Consider the following 21,523-nt stretch of genomic DNA (forward strand, 5'->3'; position numbering starts at 1 on the left):
CAGTCGCTGCCGGTCAGCTCTTCGGGGCGCGCGCCTCGGGCATCGCCGACGAGTGGTGATGCGCGATCAGCCACTGGCCGTTCACCCATTCGTAGACGTAGGTGTAGCGCGCGTGCACCGTGCCGCCGTCCTTGAAGCGGAAGGTGTAGGTGCCGACGTCCTGCGCCACGTTGCAGCCGATCTTGATGACGCGCTGGTCGATCTTTCCTTGCGGCTCGCCCTTGAGGAATTTGACGAAGTAGTCGCGGATCTCGGCCGGGTTGGTGCGCGGCTGGTTCGACACGGTCGGCAGCAGCACGCCGTCGGCGGCGTAGTTGGCGACCACCTTGTCGGGGTCCAGCGTGCGCAGCGAGTTGTTCCAGCGGTCGAACAGGGCGCTGACCTGCGCCGCATCCACCGGCGTGCAGACGGCCGTACCCGATCCCTGGGCCAGCGCGCCGGTGGCGAGCGTGAGAGAGAGGACGCCGAGGGCGGCACTGGCGACGAGACTTTTCTTCACGGAGATGATTCCTTGTTGTGGAAGTTGTTGAAGCACCGGTTTCGGCCGGCGCTGCACCGCATTCGCGAGGCAGGAATCAAGTCTGTGGCGCGCTCATGAACACGACCCGTGTCGGGCCATGAATGCGAGTTGAAGCGCAGATGAACAACGGATGAACGGGCGCCCCCGCGCGCGCTCAGGCCTCCTGCGCGTCGAGCCGGTAGCCGAAGCCGCGCACGGTCTTGAGCAGCGCGAGCGGATGACCCTCGTCGATCTTGGCGCGCAACCGGCGCACGTACACGTCGACCACGTTGGTCAGCGGGTCCTCGTTGGTGCCCCACACGTTCGAGAGGATGCGCTCGCGGCTGTACACGCGCCCGGGTGCGCTCATCAGCAGTTCCAGGAAAGCCAGCTCCTTCGCGGTCAGCGCGATCGGCTGGCCGGCCCGCGTGACCTGCATGCGCTCGCGGTCCAGCACGAGGTCGGCCACCTGCAGGCTGCTCGCCTTCACGCGCTGCTCGCGCCCGCGCCGCAGCAGCGCCTCGATGCGCGCGAGCAGTTCCTCGAAAGCGAAAGGCTTGGTGAGGTAGTCGTCCGCGCCCAGCCGCAGGCCGTTGACCTTGGCCTCCAGCGAGCTCATGGCCGTGAGCATCAGCACGGGCACATGGTGGCCTTCGGCGCGCATCGTCTGGCAGAGCTCCAGGCCGCTGAGGCCGGGCAGCATCAGGTCGAGGATGAGCAGCGCGGGCTCGCCGCTGCGCGCCAGCGCCAGGCCCTCGGTTCCGGTGCGGGCCAGCTGCACGCCATAGCCTTCGGCGCGCAGGCCGCGCTGCAGGAAGTCGGCCACGCGCGGATCGTCTTCGACCACCAGGATGTTGTTCATGCGGCCTCCGGCGCCGTGGGGAAATCGGTGCCGTCGAAACGGGGCAGCCGGATGCGGACCGTCGTGCCCACGAACGGCTCGCTCTCGATGTCGATGCGGCCTTCGTGCGCGGAAACGATCACCTGCGCGATCGACAGGCCGATGCCGGTGCCGTCGACGCGGTGTGCCCGGGCGCGCTGGCCACGCGTGAAGCGCTGGAACACCGTGGGCAGCTCGTCGGCGTCGATGCCGATGCCCTGGTCACGCACGGCGATTTCCACGCCTCCGTCGAGCTCGCGCCAACCGATGCGAACCGCGCCGCCCGGGCGCGAATAGCGCACCGCGTTGTCCAGCACGATCATCAGGGCCTGGCGCAGCCGATCGGCATCGGCGTGCACGTGGACAAGCGCCGGCTGCGCGTCGTGCGGCGCATCGAGGCGCACCCCCACCCCATGCAGCGCACCCAGCGCCTCGGCCTGCTCGGCCGCATCGCCGACCAGCAGGCCCAGGTCCACCCGGTCCTGCCGAATGACGAGCTGGTCGGCCTCGGCGCGTGCGATCAGCATCAGGTCGTCGATCACCCGCGCGAGCTGCTCCACGCCGCCGACGATGCGCGACAGCGTCAGCTTGTATTCGGCCGGCGGCTTGTCGGCGCCGCGCAGTGCGATCTCGTCCTCGCCGCGGATGGCGGTGGCCGGCGTGCGCAGTTCGTGGCTCAAGTCGGCGAACAGCTGACGGCGGCGCTGGTCGATGTTCTGCAGCGTGACGTGGGCGGACTGCAGCTCGGCCGTGCGCGCGTCCACCGCCGCTTCGAGCTTGTGCCGCGCGGCTTCGGCATCGCTTCGGCGCTGCTGCAGCTCAGCGGCCATGGCATTGAAATGCTCCGCCACCTGGCCGAACTCGTCCCTCGACCCGACCTCCAGGCGGTGGTCCATGCGGCCGGCCTGCAGGGCCTGCGTGCCGGCCAGCAGGCCGGCGATGGGCGCCTGCAGCCGCCGATTCAGGCGAATGGCGATCAGCACCGCGGCCACCAGGGTCAGCACTGCGAGGCCGATGGCCTGCAGGCGCAGCACCTCGACGGCGCGTTCCGTGGCCTTGCGTGCCACCGGCACGGCCTCGCGCTGGCGCGCGATCGCACCGTTGACGAGTTCGCGCAGGTCGCGCCCGCGCGTCACGTCGAACACCTGGTTGAGCTGCTGCCACACCGATGAAAACTCCGCGCCCTGCTCCAACGGCTCCAGCCGCAGCAGGCGGGCCTGGACTTCGGCGATGTTGGCGTCGAGCAGGTCGATGCTGGCCGCCAGCTGGGTCGCCGCCTCGGGCACCGGCGTGCCGCGCGCCGAGGAAGCCTGGGTCCACCAGTCCAGGTCGCGCTGCGTCAGGTCGCGCAGGCTGGCCGCGCTGGTCCGCATGCCGGCCAGCCAGCGGTCGCGTGCCTCGATCGGTGCGTCGCCATTCATCAGCCGCTGCGAGGCCCAGACCCGCAGCCGCTGCTTGTTGGTGGACAGCTCCAGCAGATCGGACAGGATGTCGCTCGCAAGCCGGCTGTGCTGCTTGGCGAAAGTAACGCGCTCGGAACCCAGGTAGATGAAGCCGGCCTGGATGCACACCAGCGCAACGAGCGTTGCGAAGGCCAGCGAGAGCCGCGTGCGGAATTTGATGGAAGGCATCGATCGGTGCGGCGCGCTGGCGAACACTCGTTTTGAAGGGTTCGAAGAATAGCCCATGCCGCTCGACGGGTCGGCATCGATCACCTGCGATGATGCTTGGTTGACCCGAGCATCGATGTTTGCGATGCTTCCAGGGTGATCAACGAACTCAAGACCTTCATTGCGGTGTGCAAGCTCGGCACCTTCGCGGCGGCCGGCGATCGAATCGGGCTTACTCAATCGGCGGTGAGCAGCCAGATGAAGCGACTCGAAGAAGCCCTGGGGTTCGAGCTCTTCGACAGAACAGGCCGATCGGCCACCTTGAATGTCGCAGGCCAGACGACCTTGCCGCGGGCAGAAGAAATCTGCGCGCTGTTCGCCAAGCTCGGGGAGCTTCCTCACGACAACGCCACCCAGGGGCTTCTTCGCGTAGGTTCGATTGCCTCGGCGCAGCCCACGCTGCTGGCGCGTGCGCTTGAGCAACTGCGCAAATCCTTTCCTCTCGTGCGTGTCCATGTGTCGCCTGGCGTCTCGATGCGCCTGATGGACGACCTGGACGCCGGAAAGATCGATGCCGCAGTGATCATCCGCCCTCCGTTCGGCATGCCTGCCGACCTGACGTGGCAGCCACTGGTGCACGAGCCCTACGTGCTGGTGGTGCCCAAGGCCCTGCCGGCAACGAAGAATTGGCGCACGCTGATCCAGGAACAGCCATTCCTGCGCTATGACAGGGCTTCGTTCGGAGGGCGGATGGTCGAGGGGTTTCTGCGTCGGGAAGGCCTGGCGGTCAACGATGCGATCGAGGTCGACGAGATTCCCGGATTGATCCACTTGGCCTCCAGGGGCCTGGGCGTGGCGCTCGTGCCGCTGGTCGAGGCGCATCTGCCCTTGCCTGCGCAGGTGCGCATCGTCTCCTTGGGCGCGGTCACTTTCCACCGCGAGATCGGCCTGCTCCAGCGAAAGCCCCGGGCCAGCCCGCCCATGGTTGCGCACTTCGCCCAATGCCTGCGCGATGCGGCTGAAGCGAAGCCGAACACATCGCCTGCGCGGAATGCCAGCCGCGCAAGGGCATCGATCCCGCGCCGTACCTGAAGCCGGGGAGCGCCGCTCGATCGCCTCGCATGCGGGCCGGACTCGGAACCGCTGGTTCTGCCGACTTTCCGCGCACCATCGGCAGTCAATGGGACTCGTAAGACTCCATCGGCTTGTCCGTGGGGTCGGCCCAGCCAGCCTTTGTCATGGCGTTTGCCGGCAGCCCAACCCTGGCGTTGTGAGGCGGAATCGGCTGCATGAACCACTTGTCGTAGATCCGTGCGACTTCGCCGCTCCTGGCCAATGCCACGACGCTGTCGTCGACCAGCTTCTTGAATGCAGGATCTCCCGTGCGGAACATGATCGCGAGCGGCTCGACGCTGAGAACCTGGTCCAGGAGCCTGTATTTTTCCGGCTCCTTGCTCTTCGAGATCAACGTCGCGAGGATCTGCCCGTCGGCGACGAATCCTTCGGCGCGGCCCGCCTCGAGGAGCAGGAATCCTTCGCTGTTGTCCTTGGCGAGCACCTCCTCGATACCGTTCGCGCCCTCACGCTTGAGTTTTCTCAGCGCCGGCACGGACGTGCTTCCTGTCGTGGCCGCCACGGTCTTGCCGGCCAGCTGCGCGGGGCGCGTGATGCCCGACGTGGCCTTGACCGCGATGCGAACGCCTTCGACATAGAGCGTCGGTGCAAAGGCAACCTCCTTCTGCCGCGCTGCATTGTTGGTCGTCGTGCCGCATTCGATATCCACCGTACCGTTTTGAACCAGGGGAATCCGGTTCTGTGGCGTCACGAGCTGGTACCTCACGCCGATCCTGTCGAGTTGAACCGCCTTCCTGATGTCGGCAATGATCCGCTCGCAGATCTCCACGTGAAAGCCGGTGTACCTGTTGGGACCCAGGGTGAACGACATGGCACCCGACGCATCGCGGACACCCACGGAAATCGAGCCCGACTCCTTGACCTTCTTCAAGGTGTCGGTTTGCGCCGCCGCAGCCCCGCAGACGACGGCAAGCGCCGCTGCGAAGGCAAGGCTCCTTTTGCTGCTCTTGGCCATGCAGTTCTTTCAGCGTGCGAAGAGCGAGCTCAAGTCGGCGAACGACTTCATCTCGATCGCGTTGCCCGAGGGGTCCAGAAAGAACATCGTCGCTTGCTCGCCGGGCTCTCCCTTGAACCGGATGTAGGGCTCGATGACGAACTTTGTCTGGCGAGCCACGAGCTTGTCGGCCATGGCCTGCCATTGATCCATCGGAACGATCGCGCCGAAGTGGCGCACGGGTACGTCGTGACCGTCGACCGAACTGCTCTGGCGGTGGCCGCATTCGTCGGGTGCCAGGTGCGCCACGATCTGGTGGCCGTAGAAATCGAAGTCGACCCATTCAGGCGCGCTGCGGCCTTCAGGGCATCCAAGCAAGTCGCCGTAGAACGCGCGCGCCTCGGCGATGTCTCGCACCGGGAACGCAAGATGAAACGGAATGCGGGTGGCTGTGTTGCTCATGGGGCTTTCCATCGGGAGAGTGGGGATGGACCCGACTCTAAGCAGCACCTCTCACAATGGAAAACGATATATTTTCCATCTGAGCGACAAGAATTTCGATCAATCGCCCATGGAGGTCCGGCGACCTGCCACCGTCGTGCCTGTGCGCCGTGGCCCAGCCGAACAACAGCGCCACACACATCAGGGAATCTACGGATATATGATTCCTCGAATGGTCTTGATTGAGTGCAATTTTTGTATACAAATAACGCATCCGAAAAACCGGCGCGAAATTTGCGTCAAAACGGATTCCAATCCACCACCCGCACGAGGAATGACCATGAGCACAGTCGTCAGCCAGGCCCCCGCGGGGGCAAGCGAAGCCGGCATTGCGCCGCACGCGGAATCGAACGCCGTCATCAAGCCGGGCTACCACCCGCGCCTGACCAACGAAGACCTCGCCCCGCTGAAGAAACAGACCTGGGGCCAATACAACATCTTTGCCTTCTGGATGTCCGACGTGCACAGCGTGGGCGGCTACATCACGGCCGGCAGCCTGTTCGCGCTGGGCCTGTCGAGCTGGCAGGTGCTGGTGTCGCTGCTGGTCGGCATCGTGATCGTGCAGTTCTTCTGCAACCTCGTGGCCAAGCCCAGCCAGGTGACGGGCGTGCCCTACCCGGTGGTGTGCCGCGCGCCCTTCGGCGTACTGGGCGCCAACATCCCGGCCATCATCCGCGGGCTGATCGCCGTGGCCTGGTACGGCGTGCAGACGTACCTCGCGTCGGCGGCGTTCATGGTGCTGGCGCTGCACATGGCGCCGGGCCTGGCGCCGTATGCCGATGTTGCGCAGCACGGCTTCGTCGGCCTGTCGGCCCTCGGCTGGGTCGCGTTCATGGTCATGTGGGTGCTGCAGGCCTTCGTGTTCTGGCATGGCATGGACGCCATCCGCAAGTTCATCGACTGGGCCGGCCCGGCGGTGTACGTGGTCATGGCCGTTCTGTGCGGCTGGCTGGTGTGGAAGGCGGGCTGGAGCAAGATCGACCTGAACCTGGGCGGCATCAAGTTCCAGGGCTGGGACGCGCTGCCCGTGATGCTCTCGGCCATTGCACTGGTGGTGAGCTACTTCAGCGGCCCGATGCTCAACTTCGGCGACTTCTCGCGCTACGGCAAGAGCTTCGATGCGGTGAAGAAGGGCAACTTCTGGGGCCTGCCGGTGAACTTCGTATTCTTCTCGCTGCTGACGGTCATCACCACCGCCGCCACGCTGCCCGTCTTTGGGGAACTGATCACCGATCCGGTGCACACCGTGGGCAAGATCGACAGCACCACCGCCGTCGTGCTGGGCGCGCTGACCTTCATGATCGCGACCATCGGCATCAACATCGTGGCCAACTTCGTCTCGCCGGCCTTCGACTTCTCGAACGTGGCCCCGCAGCACATCAGCTGGCGCACGGGCGGCATGATCGCCGCGGTGGGCTCGGTGTTTCTTACACCATGGAACCTGTACAACAGCCCCGAGGTCATTCACTACACGCTCGACGTGCTGGGTTCGTTCATCGGGCCGCTGTTCGGCATTCTGATTGCCGACTACTACATCGTGCGCAAGCAGCGCATCGACGTGGACGCGCTCTACAGCATGAGCCCGAAGGGCGAGTACTGGTACAGCAGCGGCTACAACCCGAAGGCGATCCAGGCGCTGGTGCCGGCGGCCATCGTGCCCATCCTGTGCGTGATGGTGCCGACGCTGCGCGGTGGCGCGAACTATGCGTGGTTCATCGGCATGGGCCTGGGCTTCGTGCTCTATGCCGTGCTGAACCGCAACAACAAGACTTGAACTGAAGAGAAAGGGAGCGCCGTGCGCATCAAGATCATCAACCCCAACACCACCTGGAGCATGACCGAGAAGATCGGTGCCTGCGCCCGCGCGGTGGCGCACTCCGGCACCGAGATCGTCGCCGTGAGCCCGGCCATGGGGCCGGTCTCCATCGAGAGTCACTACGACGAGGCGCTGGCCGTGCCGGGCCTGCTGCAGGAGATCGCGGCGGGCGAACGCGAGGGCGACATCGACGGCTACGTGATCGCCTGCTTCGGCGACCCGGGCCTGAAGGCCGCGCGCGAACTGGCGCGCGGACCGGTGGTGGGCATCGCCGAAGCCGCGATGCACCTGGCCAGCATGGTGGGCAGCCGCTTCAGCGTAGTGACGACGCTGGGCCGCACCATGGGCCAGGCCTGGCACCTGGCCGAGATCTACGGCATGGAGCGCTTTTGCGCCAACGTGCGCGCCTGCGAGCTGCCGGTGCTCGAACTCGAGGAGCCCGGCTCGCGTGCGCGCGAACGCATCGTCGACGAATGCCGGCGCGCACTCGAGAAAGACGGCTCCGACTGCATCGTGCTGGGCTGCGCCGGCATGACCGACCTGTGCGCGCACATCGAGCAAGTGCTCGGCGTGCCCGTGATCGACGGCGTGGCCGCGGGCACCAAGCTCATCGAGTCGCTCGTCGCCCTGAAGCTGCGCACCAGCAAGCGCGGGGAGCTGGCGAAGCCCTTGCCCAAGCCCATCGTTGGCGCACTGGAAGGCTTTACGCTTTCGAGCTAGGCCACAATCCGCGCATGCCCCGCGCCAGTTCCAAATCTTCCGTACCCCCCGCCATCGCCGTTCCAGCCGAGAACGGCGCGGCCGCAGCCGACAAGAATAGCTCCATCGAAAGCATCGCCAACGACATCGCCACCGCGATCGTCGAGAAGCGCCTGCCGCCCGGCACCTGGCTGCGAGAAGAGGCGCTGGGCCGGGTCTATTCGGTGAGCCGCACCAAGGTGCGCGCCGCATTGCTGATGCTGTCGAAGGACAAGCTCATCGAGATGATTCCCGACAAGGGCGCGTTCGTCTGCCAGCCGACGGTGGAAGAGGCCCGCGAGGTGTTCGCGGTGCGCCGCATTCTCGAAAGCGAGGTGGTGCGCCTGTTCGTCGCGGCCGCACGGACGCGCGACTACCAAGTGCTGGAGCAGCACATCAAGTTCGAACGCACAGCGCTGCGCCAGACCACCACCACGGGCACCGTGCGCGAGAAGCTGCTGGGCGACTTCCATGTGGCGCTGGCCGAGGCCACGGGCAACCGCACGCTGGCCGAGCTGGTGCGCGAACTGGTGGCGCGCAGCTCGCTGATCGCCATGCTGTACCACTCGTCGAACGACCCGCACTGCTCGTCGGACGAGCACGCCGATTTCCTGCGCCTGTGCCGCAAGGGCGATGCCGAGGCCGCCGTGAAGAGCATGAATGACCATCTGGAGCGCATCGAGGCGAGCCTCGAACTGGGCACCGAGAAGCCCGACCGGCAGCTCGATCTGGTGAAGGCGCTGCTCGCCTAGGAAGGGTCAGCAGGACAGACACCTCGAAGGTGCCCTGGGCACCCGGGTGCGATTCAGCGCCGAGCTTTCTTCGCAGCGTGCTTCTTAGGCGCGCGCGAAGAGGAGTCGGCCGGTGCGACAGCTGCAGTTCCCCGGCATTCCGCACTTGCGATTAGTCCGCGCAGGAACACCATGATCAGCCGGCCCGAGGGATCCGGGCGCGTGCTCATCCGCTGCAGTGCCAGCCCATGCGAGAGTGCCATGAAGGCCGCGGCCAGTTCGTCCGGTGCGGCAGGGGGCGAGCGCCCGAGCTTGTCGAACAACAGGCCGATCACGCCGCCGATCTCGGAGCGGTGTTTGTCCCACACCTTCCGGTACTCCGCAGCGAACGTCGGGCTGCGGTTGGCATGCAACTGCAGTTCGATGGAAAGCATGCACCAGTCGGCATCGTGATTGAGCGTGGAAGCCCAGGCTTCCAGTTCGGCCAGCATCTGTTCGGGCTGTTGCGCGTCGTTGCCCAAGACCGTGGAAAGCTGCGTCGCTTCCGCTTCCATGTGCCGTCGCAGCAACTCCAGCAGGACGTCTTCCTTGCTCGAGAAGTTCGAATAGAAGGCGCCTTGGGAGTAGCCCGCCTTGTCCGCGATGTCGCGGATCGACGCGCCCCCATAGCCGTTCGACACGAACAGGTGCTGCGCGGTGTCGATCAGACGCTCGCGAGTCTGCGCCCGGCTTTCCTCACGGGTCAGGCGCCTTCTTGCTGTCGTGGGACTCATGCCTCAAAAGATATCACATGAACTTTGGATATCGACCGGCGGTCGCGTGCTTCCGTAGGCAAGGCTGCACACCGCCTCAGATATCACTTGATATTTCAAAATGCCGAAGATACATTCAAAGCTCACTTGATCTTTGAAACTCAATCGATATGGAAAAACCCAAGAGCCCGAGGTTCGCGTTTGTCACCGGCGCCACCGGCCTTCTCGGCAACAACCTTGTGCGCGAGCTGGTCGCGCGCGGGGTCTCCGTCAAGGCCCTCGCCCGCTCGAAGACCAAAGGTCAGCAGCAGTTTGCGGGGGTGAAAGGCGTCGAATTGGTGCTGGGCGACATGGCGGATGTACCCGCTTTCTCCAGGGCACTGCAAGGATGCGACGTGGTGTTCCACACCGCCGCCTTCTTCCGGGACAACTTCAAGGGCGGCAGCCACTGGGAAGAGCTCAAACGCATCAATGTGGACGGCACGCAGCAGCTCATCGAGCGGGCATACGACGCCGGCATCCGGCGCTTCGTTCAGACCTCATCCATCGCGGTGCTGAATGGCGAGCCGGGCATGCCCATCGACGAGACCTGTCTGCGTGACCTGGCAGATGCCGACGACGACTACTACCGCAGCAAGATACTGGCCGATCAAGTCGTGTCGGCCTTTCTTGCAGCGCACCCGGACATGCACGCGAGCTTTGTCTTGCCAGGGTGGATGTGGGGGCCAGCCGATATCGGCCCCACCTCGTCAGGGCAATTTGTCAACGATGTGGTGCTTGGGAAATTGCCTGGGTTGCTGCCTGGAAGCTTTTCCGTTGTCGATGCCCGCGATGTAGCGAGGGCGCAGATTTCGGCCGCGGAGCACGGGCAGCGCGGCGAACGCTATCTGGCTGCCGGCCGCCACATGACGATGCAGGAATTGGTGCCCTTGCTGGGGAAGATCGCGGGCATCAAGACGCCGACACGCAACTTGCCCTTCCCGCTCCTGTATCTCCTGGCGGCGGCACAGGAGCTCTACGCGCGGATCAGCGGCAAGCCCATCCTGCTCAGCCTGGCGACGGTGCGGCTGATGCGCAAGGAGGCGGGGCGCAGTCATTTCAACCACACGAAGAGCGAGCAGAAGCTTCAACTGAAGTTTCGCCCGATCGAGCAAACCGTTGCCGATACGGTCGCCTGGTACCGCGGCAATGGCTGGCTGCCCAGTGCGTCGCCCCAATAAAGGAAAGACCGTGACGAACAAATCGATCTTGAAACTTTTGACGGCCTTCGGAGCCGTCCTTCTTGTCGCGGCAGCGCCGCACGAATCCGCGGCGCAGGGCATCCCCTCGCTCAGGGCGGCGGACAGCATGGCCGAGTTCTGCAGGAAAGGACAGGCGGAGTACCCGGGAGGCATCGCTCGCATGCATCCTTCGTTCAAATTCAACATCTGTTGGTGGCTCGAGGATGCCGGCATCGAAGCAAGCACGTTCGACGACGTCGTTGGAACGCTGCCGGAACATGCCGGGCCGTCGCAGGCAGCCTGGCAAGCGACATTCAGCAAGCCCGCCCAGGTGCATCTGGAACGAGCCCGCGTGGCCGAAGAGCGGGGCGACAGCGCAGCCGCATCGGCCGAATACAAGAAGGCCGCCTTCTATCTGCGGATGAATCGGCTGCCCAAGCGTGCCCCCACTGCGGATCTGCAGGCGACCGAACGAGCCTACGCGGTCCTGGGAAAACCGTTCCAGCGGATCACGTTCAAGACCGGAGAGAAAGAATTCATTGGCTACCTCCGAGCCCCGTCGGCACGACGCGGCAGCAACGAAAAGCTGCCGGTGCTGGTCGTTCTCGGCGGCCTCGACAACCTGAAGACGGAGATGATCCGGCACAGCGACTACTTCATGGGCCGCGGGTTCGCAACCCTCATTGTGGAAAATCCGGACACCGGGGAGAACCAGTTGGGATTCCGTCCGGAGTCCTCCGCGATGCTCGACGCGGTTGCGGACTACATCAAGACCCGCAGCGATCTGGACGCAAGCCGAGTGGCCGTGTACGGCTGGAGCATGGGGGGCTACTTGGGAACGCTTGGCGGGCTTAAGAACGACTTCTACAAAGCGATCGTCAACATAGGCGGCCCCAGCGACTCGAGCTTCGGACAAGCGCATTGCAAGACAGCGCCTGCATGGATCGTCGCGCCCTACACCGTGTTTGCCAACATGAATCCGCAGACGACGCCTCGTCAGGCGATGTGCGAATACTACGAGGCCTTCCAACTCTCACGTCAATTGAAGATGCCAACCGCGGTGCAGTTGCACAAACCCATTCTCATGGTGAACGGCGCCCGCGAAGACCTCGTCTCCAGAGATGAACCTGCATCTCTTGCGGCTCTTGGCTTCAATGTGACGCAACTGGTATTTGGGGATGATGGCCACACGGCGGAGTCGAACATGCGAGAGCACTTCGAGTTCACCGCGAACTGGCTCATGCGGCGGCTGAAATTGGAAAACTGATCGTCTTCGCCCGGCGCCCGCGATGCGGGTTTTCCTGCATCCGGATTGCCGCATAAATTGTATACAGTTTGGCGTACACACTAGGTGGACGCCACGGAACACCGCGCCGTTCACGCCTCTCTCCCCTTGCTGCGCCAGGAGATACACGATGACGGCCGAGACCTCTTCCACTGTTCCAACAGTCCATCCCGTGGACCAGCGCCTGCCTTCAGGCAAGCTCGCGGCCCTAGGCCTGCAGCACGTGCTGGTGATGTATGCGGGCGCGGTCGCGGTGCCGCTCATCGTCGGCCGAGCGCTCAAGCTCTCGCCCGACGAGGTCGCGCTGCTGATCTCGGCCGACCTGTTCTGCTGCGGTATCGCCACGCTGATCCAGGCGCTGGGTGCCACGCAGTTCTTCGGCATCAAGCTGCCCGTGATGATGGGCGTGACCTTCGCGTCGGTGGCGCCAATGGTCGCCATCGCCAACGCCAACCCGGGCCAGAACGGCGCGCAGCTGCTGTTCGGCGCCATCATCGGCGCGGGTGTGGTGTCGATACTGATCGCGCCGCTGGTGAGCCGCATGCTGCGCTTCTTTCCGCCGGTGGTCACGGGCACCATCATCACGGTCATCGGCATCAGCCTGATGCGCGTGGGCATCAACTGGATCTTCGGCAACCCCGTGGGCCCGACGGCGCCCGCGCTGGTCGACCCGGTGTATGCGAAGTGGCTGGCCGAGGTCACCTCGCCCGGCAGCTCCATTCCCGCGGTGCCCAAGGGCTTTGCGATCATGCCCACCGTGCCCAACCCCAAGTACGCGGACCTCTCTGGCTTCGGCGTGGCTGCGCTGGTGCTCGTGTCGATCCTGCTGATCGTCAAGTACGCCAAGGGTTTCATCGCCAACATCTCGGTGCTGCTGGGCATCGTGATCGGTGCGGTGGTGGCCTCGGTCACCGGCCTCATGACCTATGAGAAGGTGGGCAAGGCCGCGTGGGTGGACGTGGTGCTGCCCTTTCACTTCGGCATGCCGCAGTTCGACCCGATCCTGATCCTCACCATGACGCTGATCATGATCGTGGTGATGATCGAATCGACCGGCATGTTCCTCGCGCTCGGTGAAATGACCGACCGCAAGATCAGCCAGAAGGACCTGGCGCGCGGCCTGCGCACCGACGGCCTGGGCACGCTGATCGGCGGCATCTTCAACACCTTCCCGTACACCAGCTTCTCGCAGAACGTGGGCCTCGTGGCCGTCACGGGCATCAAGAGCCGCTACGTGTGCGTGGCCGGCGGCGCGATCCTGATCGTGCTGGGCCTGCTGCCGAAAATGGCCGCGCTGGTCGAATCGCTACCCACCGTGGTGCTCGGCGGCGCGGGCCTCGTGATGTTCGGCATGGTGGCGGCCACGGGCATCCGCATCCTCTCGGGCGTGGACTTCAAGACCAACCGCCACAACGCGATGATCGTCGCGGTGGCTATCGGCGTGGGCATGATTCCGCTGATCGCACCCAACTTCAAGCAATGGATGCCGCACGCGATCCACTCGCTGATCGAGTCGGGCATTCTGCTGGCGTCGATTGCGGCCGTGCTGCTCAACCTGTTCCTCAACGGCGCGAAGCACGACGAGCAGGCTGTGATCGCCGCGGCCAAGCAGGCCGAGGCGCACTGATCCGTCTTTCTTCTTCTCAGATCATCGCCAGCGGCGTCTTGCGCCGCGGCGGTGGATGCAGGCGGTCCAGCTCGGCCAGGGTCGCCGCATCGAGCTGAAGATCGGCGGCGGCCAGGTTCTCCTTCAGGTGCGCGCTGCGCACTGCCTTCGGAATCGCGGCCACGCCGGGCCGTGCGACGACGGCGGCCAATGCAAGCTGCGCAGCCGTCACGCCGAGCCGGCCGGCCAGTTCGCCCAGCCCATCGTCTTCGGCCAGCGCCCCCTGGTCGATCGGGCTGTAGGCCATCAGCGGCATGCCGCGTTCGCACTGCCAGGGCAGCAGGCTGAACTCGGGGCCGCGCTCGCCGAGCGACAGGTACACCTGGTTCGCCGCACAGCCCGGCCCGTCGCCCACGGCCTGCATCAGCTCTTCCATGTCGTCGGTGTCGAAGTTGCTCACGCCCCAGTGGCCGATGCGCCCGTCGGCCGCCAGCGACTGCATCGCGGCGACCGTCTCGCGCAGCGGATGGCTGCCGCGCCAGTGCAGCAGGTAGAGGTCGATGGCGTCGAGGCCCAGCCGCTTCAGGCTGCGCTCGCACGCGTCGCGCGTGCCGTGTCGGCTGGCGTTGTGCGGATAGACCTTGCTGACGACGAAGAGCTCTTCGCGCCGAGCGTCGCCCGCGCGCAGGGCCTCGGCAATGGCCTGGCCCACCACCGTTTCGGCCCCGCCTTCGCCGTACATCTCGGCGGTGTCGATGAGCCGGTAGCCGAGGGCGATGGCCTCGCGCACGGCCTTCACCTCCGCCGCGCGATGACCCGCGTTTTCGCCCATCCGCCATGTGCCCAGGCCGAGGACGGGCATCTCGCCGCCGGTGGGAAGTTGGAGTGTTCGCATCGGGCCATGGTACGGGGGACACAAGGCCGTGTCAGCCCTCCGGCGACGACTGTCCCGGTGCTCCGTGCAGCAGCACGGCGTTCGCCCAGGGCGCCTCCAGCCTTCTAATTTTTCGAAATCGAAGTCGATTCCGTGACAGTGGATTGACGAGCTCCTCTCTGAAACCTCGACGCTTCGCCTTCTGATCTTGTCAATGCGGTTTGAGTGCCAACCCCCACCGCACCCCCACCCCTCGCTCCTAGAATTTTTCAACAGCCCAGCGTCGCAGGCGCCGGCCCCCGAACGCAACGAACTTGGAACAGGTTGAGTCAATGCAGAAGAAGCACAGGATTGCCGTCATTCCCGGAGACGGCATCGGCGTCGAGGTCATGCCCGAAGGGTTGCGCGTGCTCGACGCGGTGGGTCGCCGCTTCGGCATCGACTTCTCCTACGACCATTTCGACTGGGGTTCCGATCACTACGTGCGCACCGGCCTGATGATGCCGGCCGACTGGGCCGACAAGATCCAGGGCCACGACGCCATCTACTTCGGCGCGGTGGGCGCCCCCGACAAGGTGCCCGACCACATCGCCGTGTGGGGCCTGCTCATCAAGATCCGCCGCGACTTCGACCAGTACGTCAACCTGCGCCCCGTGCGCCTGATGCCCGGCGTGCCCGGGCCGCTGGCGCACCGCAAGCCCGGCGACATCGACTTCCTGGTGGTGCGCGAGAACACCGAGGGCGAATACACCTCCGTGGGCGGCCGCCTGTTCGAAGGCACGCCGCGCGAAATGGCGATCCAGGAAGCCGTGTTCACCCGCACCGGCGTGGACCGCATCATCGACTACGCGTTCAAGCTCGCCAGCCGCCGCAAGCGCAAGAGCCTGACGGCCGCCACCAAGTCAAACGGCATCTCGATCACCATGCCCTACTGGGACGAACGCCTGGCCGAGATCGCCACGCGCTACCCCGACGTGGCGACGAACAAGTTCCACATCGACATCCTCTGCGCGCACTTCGTGCAGCACCCCGACTGGTTCGACGTGGTCGTGGCCTCCAACCTCTTCGGCGACATCCTGTCCGACCTGGGCCCGGCCTGCACCGGCACCATCGGCATCGCGCCCTCGGCCAACCTGAACCCCGAGCGCAAGTTCCCGTCGCTGTTCGAGCCCGTGCATGGCTCGGCGCCCGACATCGCAGGCAAGGGCATCGCCAATCCCATCGGCCAGATCTGGTCGGCCGCATTGATGCTGGACCACCTCGGCGGCGACGATCCCGTCTACGCGCAGGCTTCCGCCGCCGTGCTGTCGGCCATCGAGACTGTACTGAGCGAAGGTCCGCGCACCCGCGACATGGGCGGCACGGCCAACACCATGGACGTGGGCCGCGCGATTGCCGAGTGCATTTCTGCATGACGCATCTGGAAGCCAGGGGTCGGTACGGGGTGCGTCGTTCGGGGTGCGCTCACGCCGACGGGGTACCTTGCTCCGCGAATGTCCTCCGGCCTTCGGCCTCCTCCTTTATTTCGCTGCGCAAGGCACCCCGTCGGCGTGAGCGTTGGACAGAGCAGTCGTTGATCAGCCGTGCACCCAGAGCGTGCCCTCGTGCACAGGACACCGGGTGCTCCCCGCAGCGAAATAAAGGAGGAGGCCGCAGGCCGGGGGACATTCGCGGAGGGGAGTACCCGGTGGCCTGTGCACGCACCCCGAACACACCGCAACACAACACCACGCAGCGGAGTCACTGACATGGGCCTCTTCCTGCTCAAGCGCACGCTGACGCTGATCGGCACGCTGATCGGCGCCTCGGTCATCGTGTTCCTCGTTCTGGAAATTCTTCCGGGCAACGCAGCGCAGATGCTCATGGGGCCGGACGCCTCGCCCGAAGCCGTCGCCGCCCTGGCCACCAAGCTCGGTCTCGACCAGCCCGCATGGACGCGCTACTGGCACTGGATCGGCGGCCTGCTGACCGGCAACCTCGGCGACAGCTACGCCTACAGCTCGCCCGTGCTCGACCTGATCCTCGAACGCCTCGCGCTCACCGTGCCGCTGGCCATGATGGCGATGGCCCTGACCGTCGTCATCGCGCTGCTGGTGGGCGTGACGGCTGCCGCACGCCACAACAAGCTCGGCGACGTCGGGCTGATGGGCATGGCCCAGGTCGGCATCGCGATCCCGAACTTCTGGTTCGCCATCCTGCTGATCCTCGTGTTCTCGGTGCAGCTGCAGTGGTTCTCCGCTGGCGGCTTCGAGGGCTGGGGCGAGGGCTTCTTCGCGGGCATCAAGTCGCTGCTGCTGCCTGCGCTGTCGCTGGCGGTGGTGCAGGCCGCGATCCTCGCGCGCATCACGCGTTCGGCAGTGCTGGAGGTGATGCGCGAGGACTTCGTGCGCACGGCGCGCGCCAAGGGTGTCTCACAGCGTGCCGTGCTGTGGACCCACGTGCTGCGCAACGCCATGATCCCGGTCATCACGGTCATGGGCATGCAGTTCTCCGAGCTGCTGGCCGGCACCATCGTGGTGGAGAACGTGTTCTACCTGCCGGGCCTGGGCCGCCTGATCTTCCAAGCCATCAGCAACCGCGACCTGATCGTGGTGCGCAACTGCGTGATGCTGCTGGCGGCCATGGTGGTGATCGTGAACTTCGTGGTCGACGTGCTGTACGCAGTGATCGATCCGCGCATCAAGGCCAGCGACATATGAGCTCCGTCATCACCGCCCCAAGTGCTGCGCCGCTCATCAAGCTCCCCGGCTTCTGGCGCCGCGCGCTGAAACACCGCAGCTTCGTCATCGGCGGCGTGCTGGCCGCGCTGCTGCTCGTCGCCGCCCTGGTCTCGTTCGTGTGGACGCCGTGGTCGCCGTATGCGATGGACATGGCGAACAAGATGCAGGCGCCCTCCGCATCGCATTGGCTCGGAACCGACGCGTTCGGGCGCGACGTGGCTTCACTGCTGCTGGTCGGCGCGCGCGCGTCGATCCTTGTCGGCGTGATCGCGGTCGGCATCGGCCTTGTGGTCGGTACGGCGCTGGGCCTGCTGGCCGCCGCAAAGCGCGGCTGGGTCGAGGAAGCAGTGATGCGGCTGTCGGATTTCACGCTGGCCTTTCCCGCGATCCTCTCGGCCATCATGATGACCGCCGTGTTCGGCGCGGGCATCGTGAATGCCATCGTGGCCATCGGCATCTACAACATCCCGACCTTCGCGCGCATCACGCGCGCCTCGGCCAACGCCATCTGGTCGCGCGAGTACGTGGCCGCCGCGCGCGCCTGCGGCAAGGGCAGTTTCGCGATCACGATGCAGCATGTGCTGCCGAACATCTCGGCCGTGCTGATCGTTCAGATCACGATCCGCTTCGCCATCGCCATCCTGGCCGAGGCCGCCCTCTCCTACCTGGGCCTGGGCACGCAGCCACCGCAGCCTTCGTGGGGCCGCATGCTCAGCGAGGCGCAGACCCTCATGTTCCAGCAGCCGCTGCTGGCCGTCTTCCCCGGCATGGCGATCGCCTTCGCTGTGCTCGGGCTGAACCTCCTGGGCGACGGGTTGCGCGACTTGCTCGACCCGCGCCTGGCCAGAGCCCGGTAAGCGCCATGCCCCTCCTCGAAGTCAACAACCTCCAGATAGGCCTGCAGACCCAGCGCGGGCCGGCGCAGGCCGTGCGCGGCATTTCGTTCTCGCTGGAGCGCGGCGAAACGCTGGGCATCGTCGGCGAATCGGGCTGCGGCAAGTCGATCACCGTGATGTCGCTCATGGGCCTGCTGCCGTCGAGCGCCAAGGTCGCAGGCAGCATCAAGCTCGATGGGAAGGAACTCGTCGGCCTGCCCGAGAAGCAGATGTGCCATATCCGCGGCAACCGCATCGGCATGATCTTCCAGGAGCCGATGACGGCGCTGAACCCGGTGCACACCATCGCGCGCCAGGTCGGCGAGCCGCTGCGGCTGCACCGCGGCCTGACCAAGGAACAGGCCCGCAAGGAGGCGTTGAACCTGCTCGACCGCGTGGGCATTCCCGACGCGGCCTCGCGCCTCGACGCCTATCCGCACCAATTCTCCGGCGGCCAGCGCCAGCGCATCGGCATCGCGATGGCGCTCGCTTGCGGGCCCGACCTGCTGATTGCCGACGAACCGACCACCGCGCTCGACGTCACCATCCAGAAGCAGGTGCTCGACCTGATCCAGGGCCTGGTCAAGGAAATGGGCATGGCGCTGATCCTGATCTCGCACGACCTCGGCGTGATTTCCAACAGCGTGCAGCGCATGCTCGTGATGTATGGCGGCAGCGCGGTCGAGAGCGGCCCGACGGACGTGGTCTTTGCCGGTCGCGCCCATCCCTACACGCGCGGCCTGTTCGCGGCGCGCCCCGCCATTGGCGCGGTGCGCGCAGGCCGGCTGCCGACCATCCAGGGCAGCGTGCCCGAGCTGGTCGACATGCCCCGGGGCTGCGCCTTCGCGGGCCGCTGCGCCCATAGCATCGACCTCTGCCAGAGCACGCGGCCACGCGCCACGATGCTGCCGAACGACCATGCCGTGAGCTGCCTGCGGCTGGGCGAGATCGCCGCGTCGAACGCCAGGGCGGCCACCGCATGAGCCAGCCACCCAGCACCACCGCCGGCCAGCCCTTGCTGGCCGTGAGCAACCTCTACCGCCACTACGCGCTGCCGCGCGAAAAGCTCTTCGGCCCGCCGCCGACCGTGAAGGCGCTCAATGGCGTGAGCTTCGAGGTGCGCGCCGGCAAGAGCGTCGGCATCGTGGGCGAATCGGGCTCGGGCAAGTCGACCATCGCGCGCCTCGTGATGGCGCTGGACACGCCGACTTCGGGCAGCGTACGCCTCGAAGGCCGCGACCTGCACACGCTGCCGAAAGCCGAGCTGCGCACCGCGCGGCGCGATTTCCAGATGGTGTTCCAGGACCCCTACGGCTCGCTCGACCCGCGCCAGACCGTCGCGCGCATCGTCGCCGAGCCGCTCGAGGCGCTGGCCGAAACGAGCCGCGCCGTGCAGCGCGAGCGTGCCTCCGAAGCGCTCGCCGCAGTCGGCCTGCGCACCACCGACATGGACAAGTACCCGCACGAGTTCTCGGGCGGCCAGCGCCAGCGCATAGCGATCGCGCGCGCTCTCATCACGCGGCCCAAGCTCATCGTGGCCGACGAGCCCGTCAGCGCGCTCGATGTGTCGGTGCAGGCCCAGGTGCTCAACCTCATGCAGGACCTGCAGCAGCAGTTCGGCATCAGCTACCTGCTCATCAGCCACGACCTCGCGGTGGTCAACCACCTGTGCGATGAAGTGTGCGTGGTCTTCAAGGGCCGCATCGTCGAGCGAGGTCGCCCGGCCGACCTGTTCCGGCACGCGCAGCACGAGTACACGCGCACCCTGCTTTCCGCCGTTCTGCACACGCCGTCCCGCTAGCCGGGCAGTCGTTCTTTCTTTCCACCACCCTCACCTCCAGGAACTACCGAATGTTGAAGCGACGCACACTCATGACTTCCGCCATGGCCGCGGCAATCCCGGGTGTCTTCCTGCCCCAGGCGCGCGCGCAGGCCGGCAAGAACACGCTGACGATCGGCATGCCGCTCGAACCGCCGGGCCTGGACCCGACGACCGGCGCCGCATCGGCCATCGCGGAGATCACGCAGTACAACATCTTCGAGACGCTCACCAAGGTGAACGCCGACGGCTCGGTCACGCCGATGCTGGCCGAGAGCTGGACCTCGTCGCCCGACATGAAGACCTTCGTCTTCAAGCTGCGCAAGGGCGTGCGCTTCGAGAACGGCCAGCCCTTCAACGCATCGGTCGTGAAGTTCTCGTTCGACCGCGCGGGCGGCGCCAAGAGCACCAACAAGGACAAGCGCTTCTTCAGCGAGATCGGCACCGTGGTGCTCGACGAGTACATGGTCGGCGTGAACAGCACGCTGCCCAACCCGGACCTGCCTTTCATGCTCGGCCAGTCGACCGCCTGCATCGTGGAGCCCAAGAGCGCCGAGACCAACGCCACCGCGCCGGTGGGCACCGGCCCGTACAAGTTGAGCGCCTGGCAGCGCGGCGCCTCGTGCACGCTGGTGAAGTCGCCAACGTACCGCGACCCGAACCTCGCGAAGACCGAGAAGTTCGTTTTCCGCTTCATGTCGGACACCGCCGCGCAGACCGCCGCGCTGCTGTCGAACGACATCGACATCTTCCCGCGCGCCGGCACGCGCTCGGTGAGCCAGTTCAAGGGCAACCCGCGCTTCCAGGTGATCGAGGTCGGTACGCGCGGCAAGGTGATCCTCACCATCAACAACCGCAAGAAGCCGCTGGACGACGTGCGCGTGCGCCGGGCGATCCTGGCGGCCATCGACCGCAACGCGATCGTCCAGGGCGCGGCAGATGGCTTCGGCAAGCCCATCGGCAGCCACTACGCGCTCGGCGCGCCAGGCTTCATCGACACCACGGCGTTGAACCCCTACGACGTAGAGAAGGCGAAGAAGCTGCTGGCCGAGGCCGGCGTGAAGACGCCGCTCGAACTGCGCCTGCAGCTGCCCCCGCCCTCGTATGCGCGGCAAGGCGGCGAGATGATTGCAGCCCAGCTCGCGCAGGTCGGCATCAACGTGAAGATCCAGAACGTCGAATGGGCCCAGTGGCTCAGCGGCACCTTCGGCGGTGCGCACGACTTCGACCTGACGATGGTCGCGCACGTGGAGCCCTTCGACCTCGTGAAGTACACCGAGCCCGACTACTACTGGGGCTACGACTCGAAGAAGTTCCGCGACCTGTTCGCCGCCATCCAGAACGAAGAGAACAAGAAGCGCCGCGCCGACCTGCTGGCCGAGGCGCAGCGCGAGCTGGCCACCGACGCGGTCAACGGCTTCCTGTACCAGGCGGTGTTCCCGACCATCGCGCGCAAGGAAGTGAAGGGCCTGTGGCCGAGCATGCCGATCGTCGTGAACGACCTGGCCGCGATCTCGTGGAGCTGATGC

The 21,523-nt window shown here is 65.9% G+C and carries 20 protein-coding genes; 13 read left to right on the forward strand and 7 right to left on the reverse strand.

All coding sequences use genetic code 11. The annotated features are described in order from the left end of the window. Positions 1–13 precede the first annotated feature (13 nt). From ACEOAB_RS20420 to ACEOAB_RS20430, 3 genes are all read right to left on the reverse strand, one after another. Positions 14–499, reverse strand: coding sequence for an SgcJ/EcaC family oxidoreductase (locus ACEOAB_RS20420; protein ID WP_413749518.1), 486 nt, complete (start codon positions 497–499; stop codon positions 14–16). A 175-nt stretch (positions 500–674) separates the two neighbouring features. Continuing rightward, positions 675–1,361: a response regulator transcription factor gene (locus ACEOAB_RS20425; protein WP_056589494.1), complete on the reverse strand. Its 687-nt coding sequence runs from the start codon at positions 1,359–1,361 to the stop codon at positions 675–677. Beyond that, the gene (locus ACEOAB_RS20430; protein ID WP_495653076.1) at positions 1,358–3,010 is read right to left on the reverse strand and encodes a sensor histidine kinase; all 1,653 of its coding nucleotides are present in this window, start codon (positions 3,008–3,010) and stop codon (positions 1,358–1,360) included. Before ACEOAB_RS20430 ends, ACEOAB_RS20425 begins: the two co-directional genes overlap by 4 nt. A gap of 135 nt (positions 3,011–3,145) precedes the next feature. Between ACEOAB_RS20430 and ACEOAB_RS20435 the strand changes: the two genes are divergently transcribed. Continuing rightward, positions 3,146–4,081: a LysR family transcriptional regulator gene (locus tag ACEOAB_RS20435; protein WP_413749517.1), complete on the forward strand. Its 936-nt coding sequence runs from the start codon at positions 3,146–3,148 to the stop codon at positions 4,079–4,081. 85 nt (positions 4,082–4,166) lie between these two features. Here the strand turns inward: ACEOAB_RS20435 and ACEOAB_RS20440 are convergent, their stop codons facing one another. After that, the gene (locus tag ACEOAB_RS20440) at positions 4,167–5,078 is read right to left on the reverse strand and encodes an amino acid ABC transporter substrate-binding protein (protein WP_413749516.1); all 912 of its coding nucleotides are present in this window, start codon (positions 5,076–5,078) and stop codon (positions 4,167–4,169) included. A gap of 9 nt (positions 5,079–5,087) precedes the next feature. Further along, positions 5,088–5,474 carry a VOC family protein gene (locus tag ACEOAB_RS20445; protein WP_413315623.1) on the reverse strand — a complete coding sequence of 129 codons (387 nt, stop codon included), beginning with the start codon at positions 5,472–5,474 and terminating at the stop codon, positions 5,088–5,090. Positions 5,475–5,838: 364 nt separating this feature from the next. Here ACEOAB_RS20445 and ACEOAB_RS20450 point away from each other — a divergent pair, with 364 nt between their 5' ends. The 3 genes from ACEOAB_RS20450 to ACEOAB_RS20460 are packed head-to-tail and all read left to right on the forward strand — an operon-like array spanning position 5,839 to position 8,864. Beyond that, positions 5,839–7,332 carry an NCS1 family nucleobase:cation symporter-1 gene (locus ACEOAB_RS20450; RefSeq protein WP_413749515.1) on the forward strand — a complete coding sequence of 498 codons (1,494 nt, stop codon included), beginning with the start codon at positions 5,839–5,841 and terminating at the stop codon, positions 7,330–7,332. Between the two features lie 21 nt (positions 7,333–7,353). Further along, positions 7,354–8,094, forward strand: coding sequence for an aspartate/glutamate racemase family protein (locus ACEOAB_RS20455; protein WP_413749514.1), 741 nt, complete (start codon positions 7,354–7,356; stop codon positions 8,092–8,094). 14 nt (positions 8,095–8,108) lie between these two features. Beyond that, complete coding sequence (locus ACEOAB_RS20460) at positions 8,109–8,864, forward strand: GntR family transcriptional regulator (protein WP_495653077.1); 756 nt, start codon at positions 8,109–8,111, stop codon at positions 8,862–8,864. Positions 8,865–8,917: 53 nt separating this feature from the next. Here ACEOAB_RS20460 and ACEOAB_RS20465 read toward each other — a convergent pair whose 3' ends face one another. Beyond that, positions 8,918–9,616: a TetR/AcrR family transcriptional regulator gene (locus ACEOAB_RS20465; RefSeq protein ID WP_413749513.1), complete on the reverse strand. Its 699-nt coding sequence runs from the start codon at positions 9,614–9,616 to the stop codon at positions 8,918–8,920. A gap of 149 nt (positions 9,617–9,765) precedes the next feature. On the opposite strand from ACEOAB_RS20465, the gene ACEOAB_RS20470 reads away from it, so the two are divergent. The 3 genes from ACEOAB_RS20470 to ACEOAB_RS20480 all read left to right on the forward strand — a co-directional run bounded on the left by ACEOAB_RS20470 (position 9,766) and on the right by ACEOAB_RS20480 (position 13,727). After that, positions 9,766–10,815, forward strand: a complete 1,050-nt coding sequence (locus tag ACEOAB_RS20470; RefSeq protein WP_413749512.1) for an SDR family oxidoreductase — start codon at positions 9,766–9,768, stop codon at positions 10,813–10,815. A 10-nt stretch (positions 10,816–10,825) separates the two neighbouring features. Beyond that, positions 10,826–12,082: an alpha/beta hydrolase family protein gene (locus tag ACEOAB_RS20475; RefSeq protein WP_413749511.1), complete on the forward strand. Its 1,257-nt coding sequence runs from the start codon at positions 10,826–10,828 to the stop codon at positions 12,080–12,082. Positions 12,083–12,230: 148 nt separating this feature from the next. Then, the gene (locus ACEOAB_RS20480; protein WP_413749510.1) at positions 12,231–13,727 is read left to right on the forward strand and encodes a nucleobase:cation symporter-2 family protein; all 1,497 of its coding nucleotides are present in this window, start codon (positions 12,231–12,233) and stop codon (positions 13,725–13,727) included. 16 nt (positions 13,728–13,743) lie between these two features. Here ACEOAB_RS20480 and ACEOAB_RS20485 read toward each other — a convergent pair whose 3' ends face one another. Further along, positions 13,744–14,601: an aldo/keto reductase gene (locus ACEOAB_RS20485; RefSeq protein WP_413749509.1), complete on the reverse strand. Its 858-nt coding sequence runs from the start codon at positions 14,599–14,601 to the stop codon at positions 13,744–13,746. A 311-nt stretch (positions 14,602–14,912) separates the two neighbouring features. Between ACEOAB_RS20485 and ACEOAB_RS20490 the strand changes: the two genes are divergently transcribed. The 6 genes from ACEOAB_RS20490 to ACEOAB_RS20515 all read left to right on the forward strand — a co-directional run bounded on the left by ACEOAB_RS20490 (position 14,913) and on the right by ACEOAB_RS20515 (position 21,520). Continuing rightward, positions 14,913–15,995 (forward strand): tartrate dehydrogenase, encoded by a 1,083-nt coding sequence (locus tag ACEOAB_RS20490; protein WP_413749508.1) that lies wholly within the window; start codon positions 14,913–14,915, stop codon positions 15,993–15,995. 333 nt (positions 15,996–16,328) lie between these two features. Then, the gene (locus ACEOAB_RS20495) at positions 16,329–17,279 is read left to right on the forward strand and encodes an ABC transporter permease (protein ID WP_056593294.1); all 951 of its coding nucleotides are present in this window, start codon (positions 16,329–16,331) and stop codon (positions 17,277–17,279) included. Then, on the forward strand, positions 17,276–18,157 hold the full coding sequence (locus ACEOAB_RS20500; RefSeq protein WP_413751340.1) for an ABC transporter permease: 882 nt from the start codon (positions 17,276–17,278) through the stop codon (positions 18,155–18,157). The genes ACEOAB_RS20495 and ACEOAB_RS20500 overlap by 4 nt, the downstream gene beginning before the upstream one ends. 5 nt (positions 18,158–18,162) lie before the next feature. Next, positions 18,163–19,158, forward strand: a complete 996-nt coding sequence (locus ACEOAB_RS20505; RefSeq protein ID WP_413751339.1) for an ABC transporter ATP-binding protein — start codon at positions 18,163–18,165, stop codon at positions 19,156–19,158. Further along, positions 19,155–19,976, forward strand: coding sequence for an ATP-binding cassette domain-containing protein (locus tag ACEOAB_RS20510; RefSeq protein ID WP_495653078.1), 822 nt, complete (start codon positions 19,155–19,157; stop codon positions 19,974–19,976). Before ACEOAB_RS20505 ends, ACEOAB_RS20510 begins: the two co-directional genes overlap by 4 nt. A gap of 50 nt (positions 19,977–20,026) precedes the next feature. Next, positions 20,027–21,520, forward strand: a complete 1,494-nt coding sequence (locus ACEOAB_RS20515) for an ABC transporter substrate-binding protein (RefSeq protein WP_413749923.1) — start codon at positions 20,027–20,029, stop codon at positions 21,518–21,520. The last annotated feature ends 3 nt before the right edge of the window (positions 21,521–21,523 follow it).

It is taken from the genome of Variovorax sp. Varisp53, assembly GCF_059491555.1.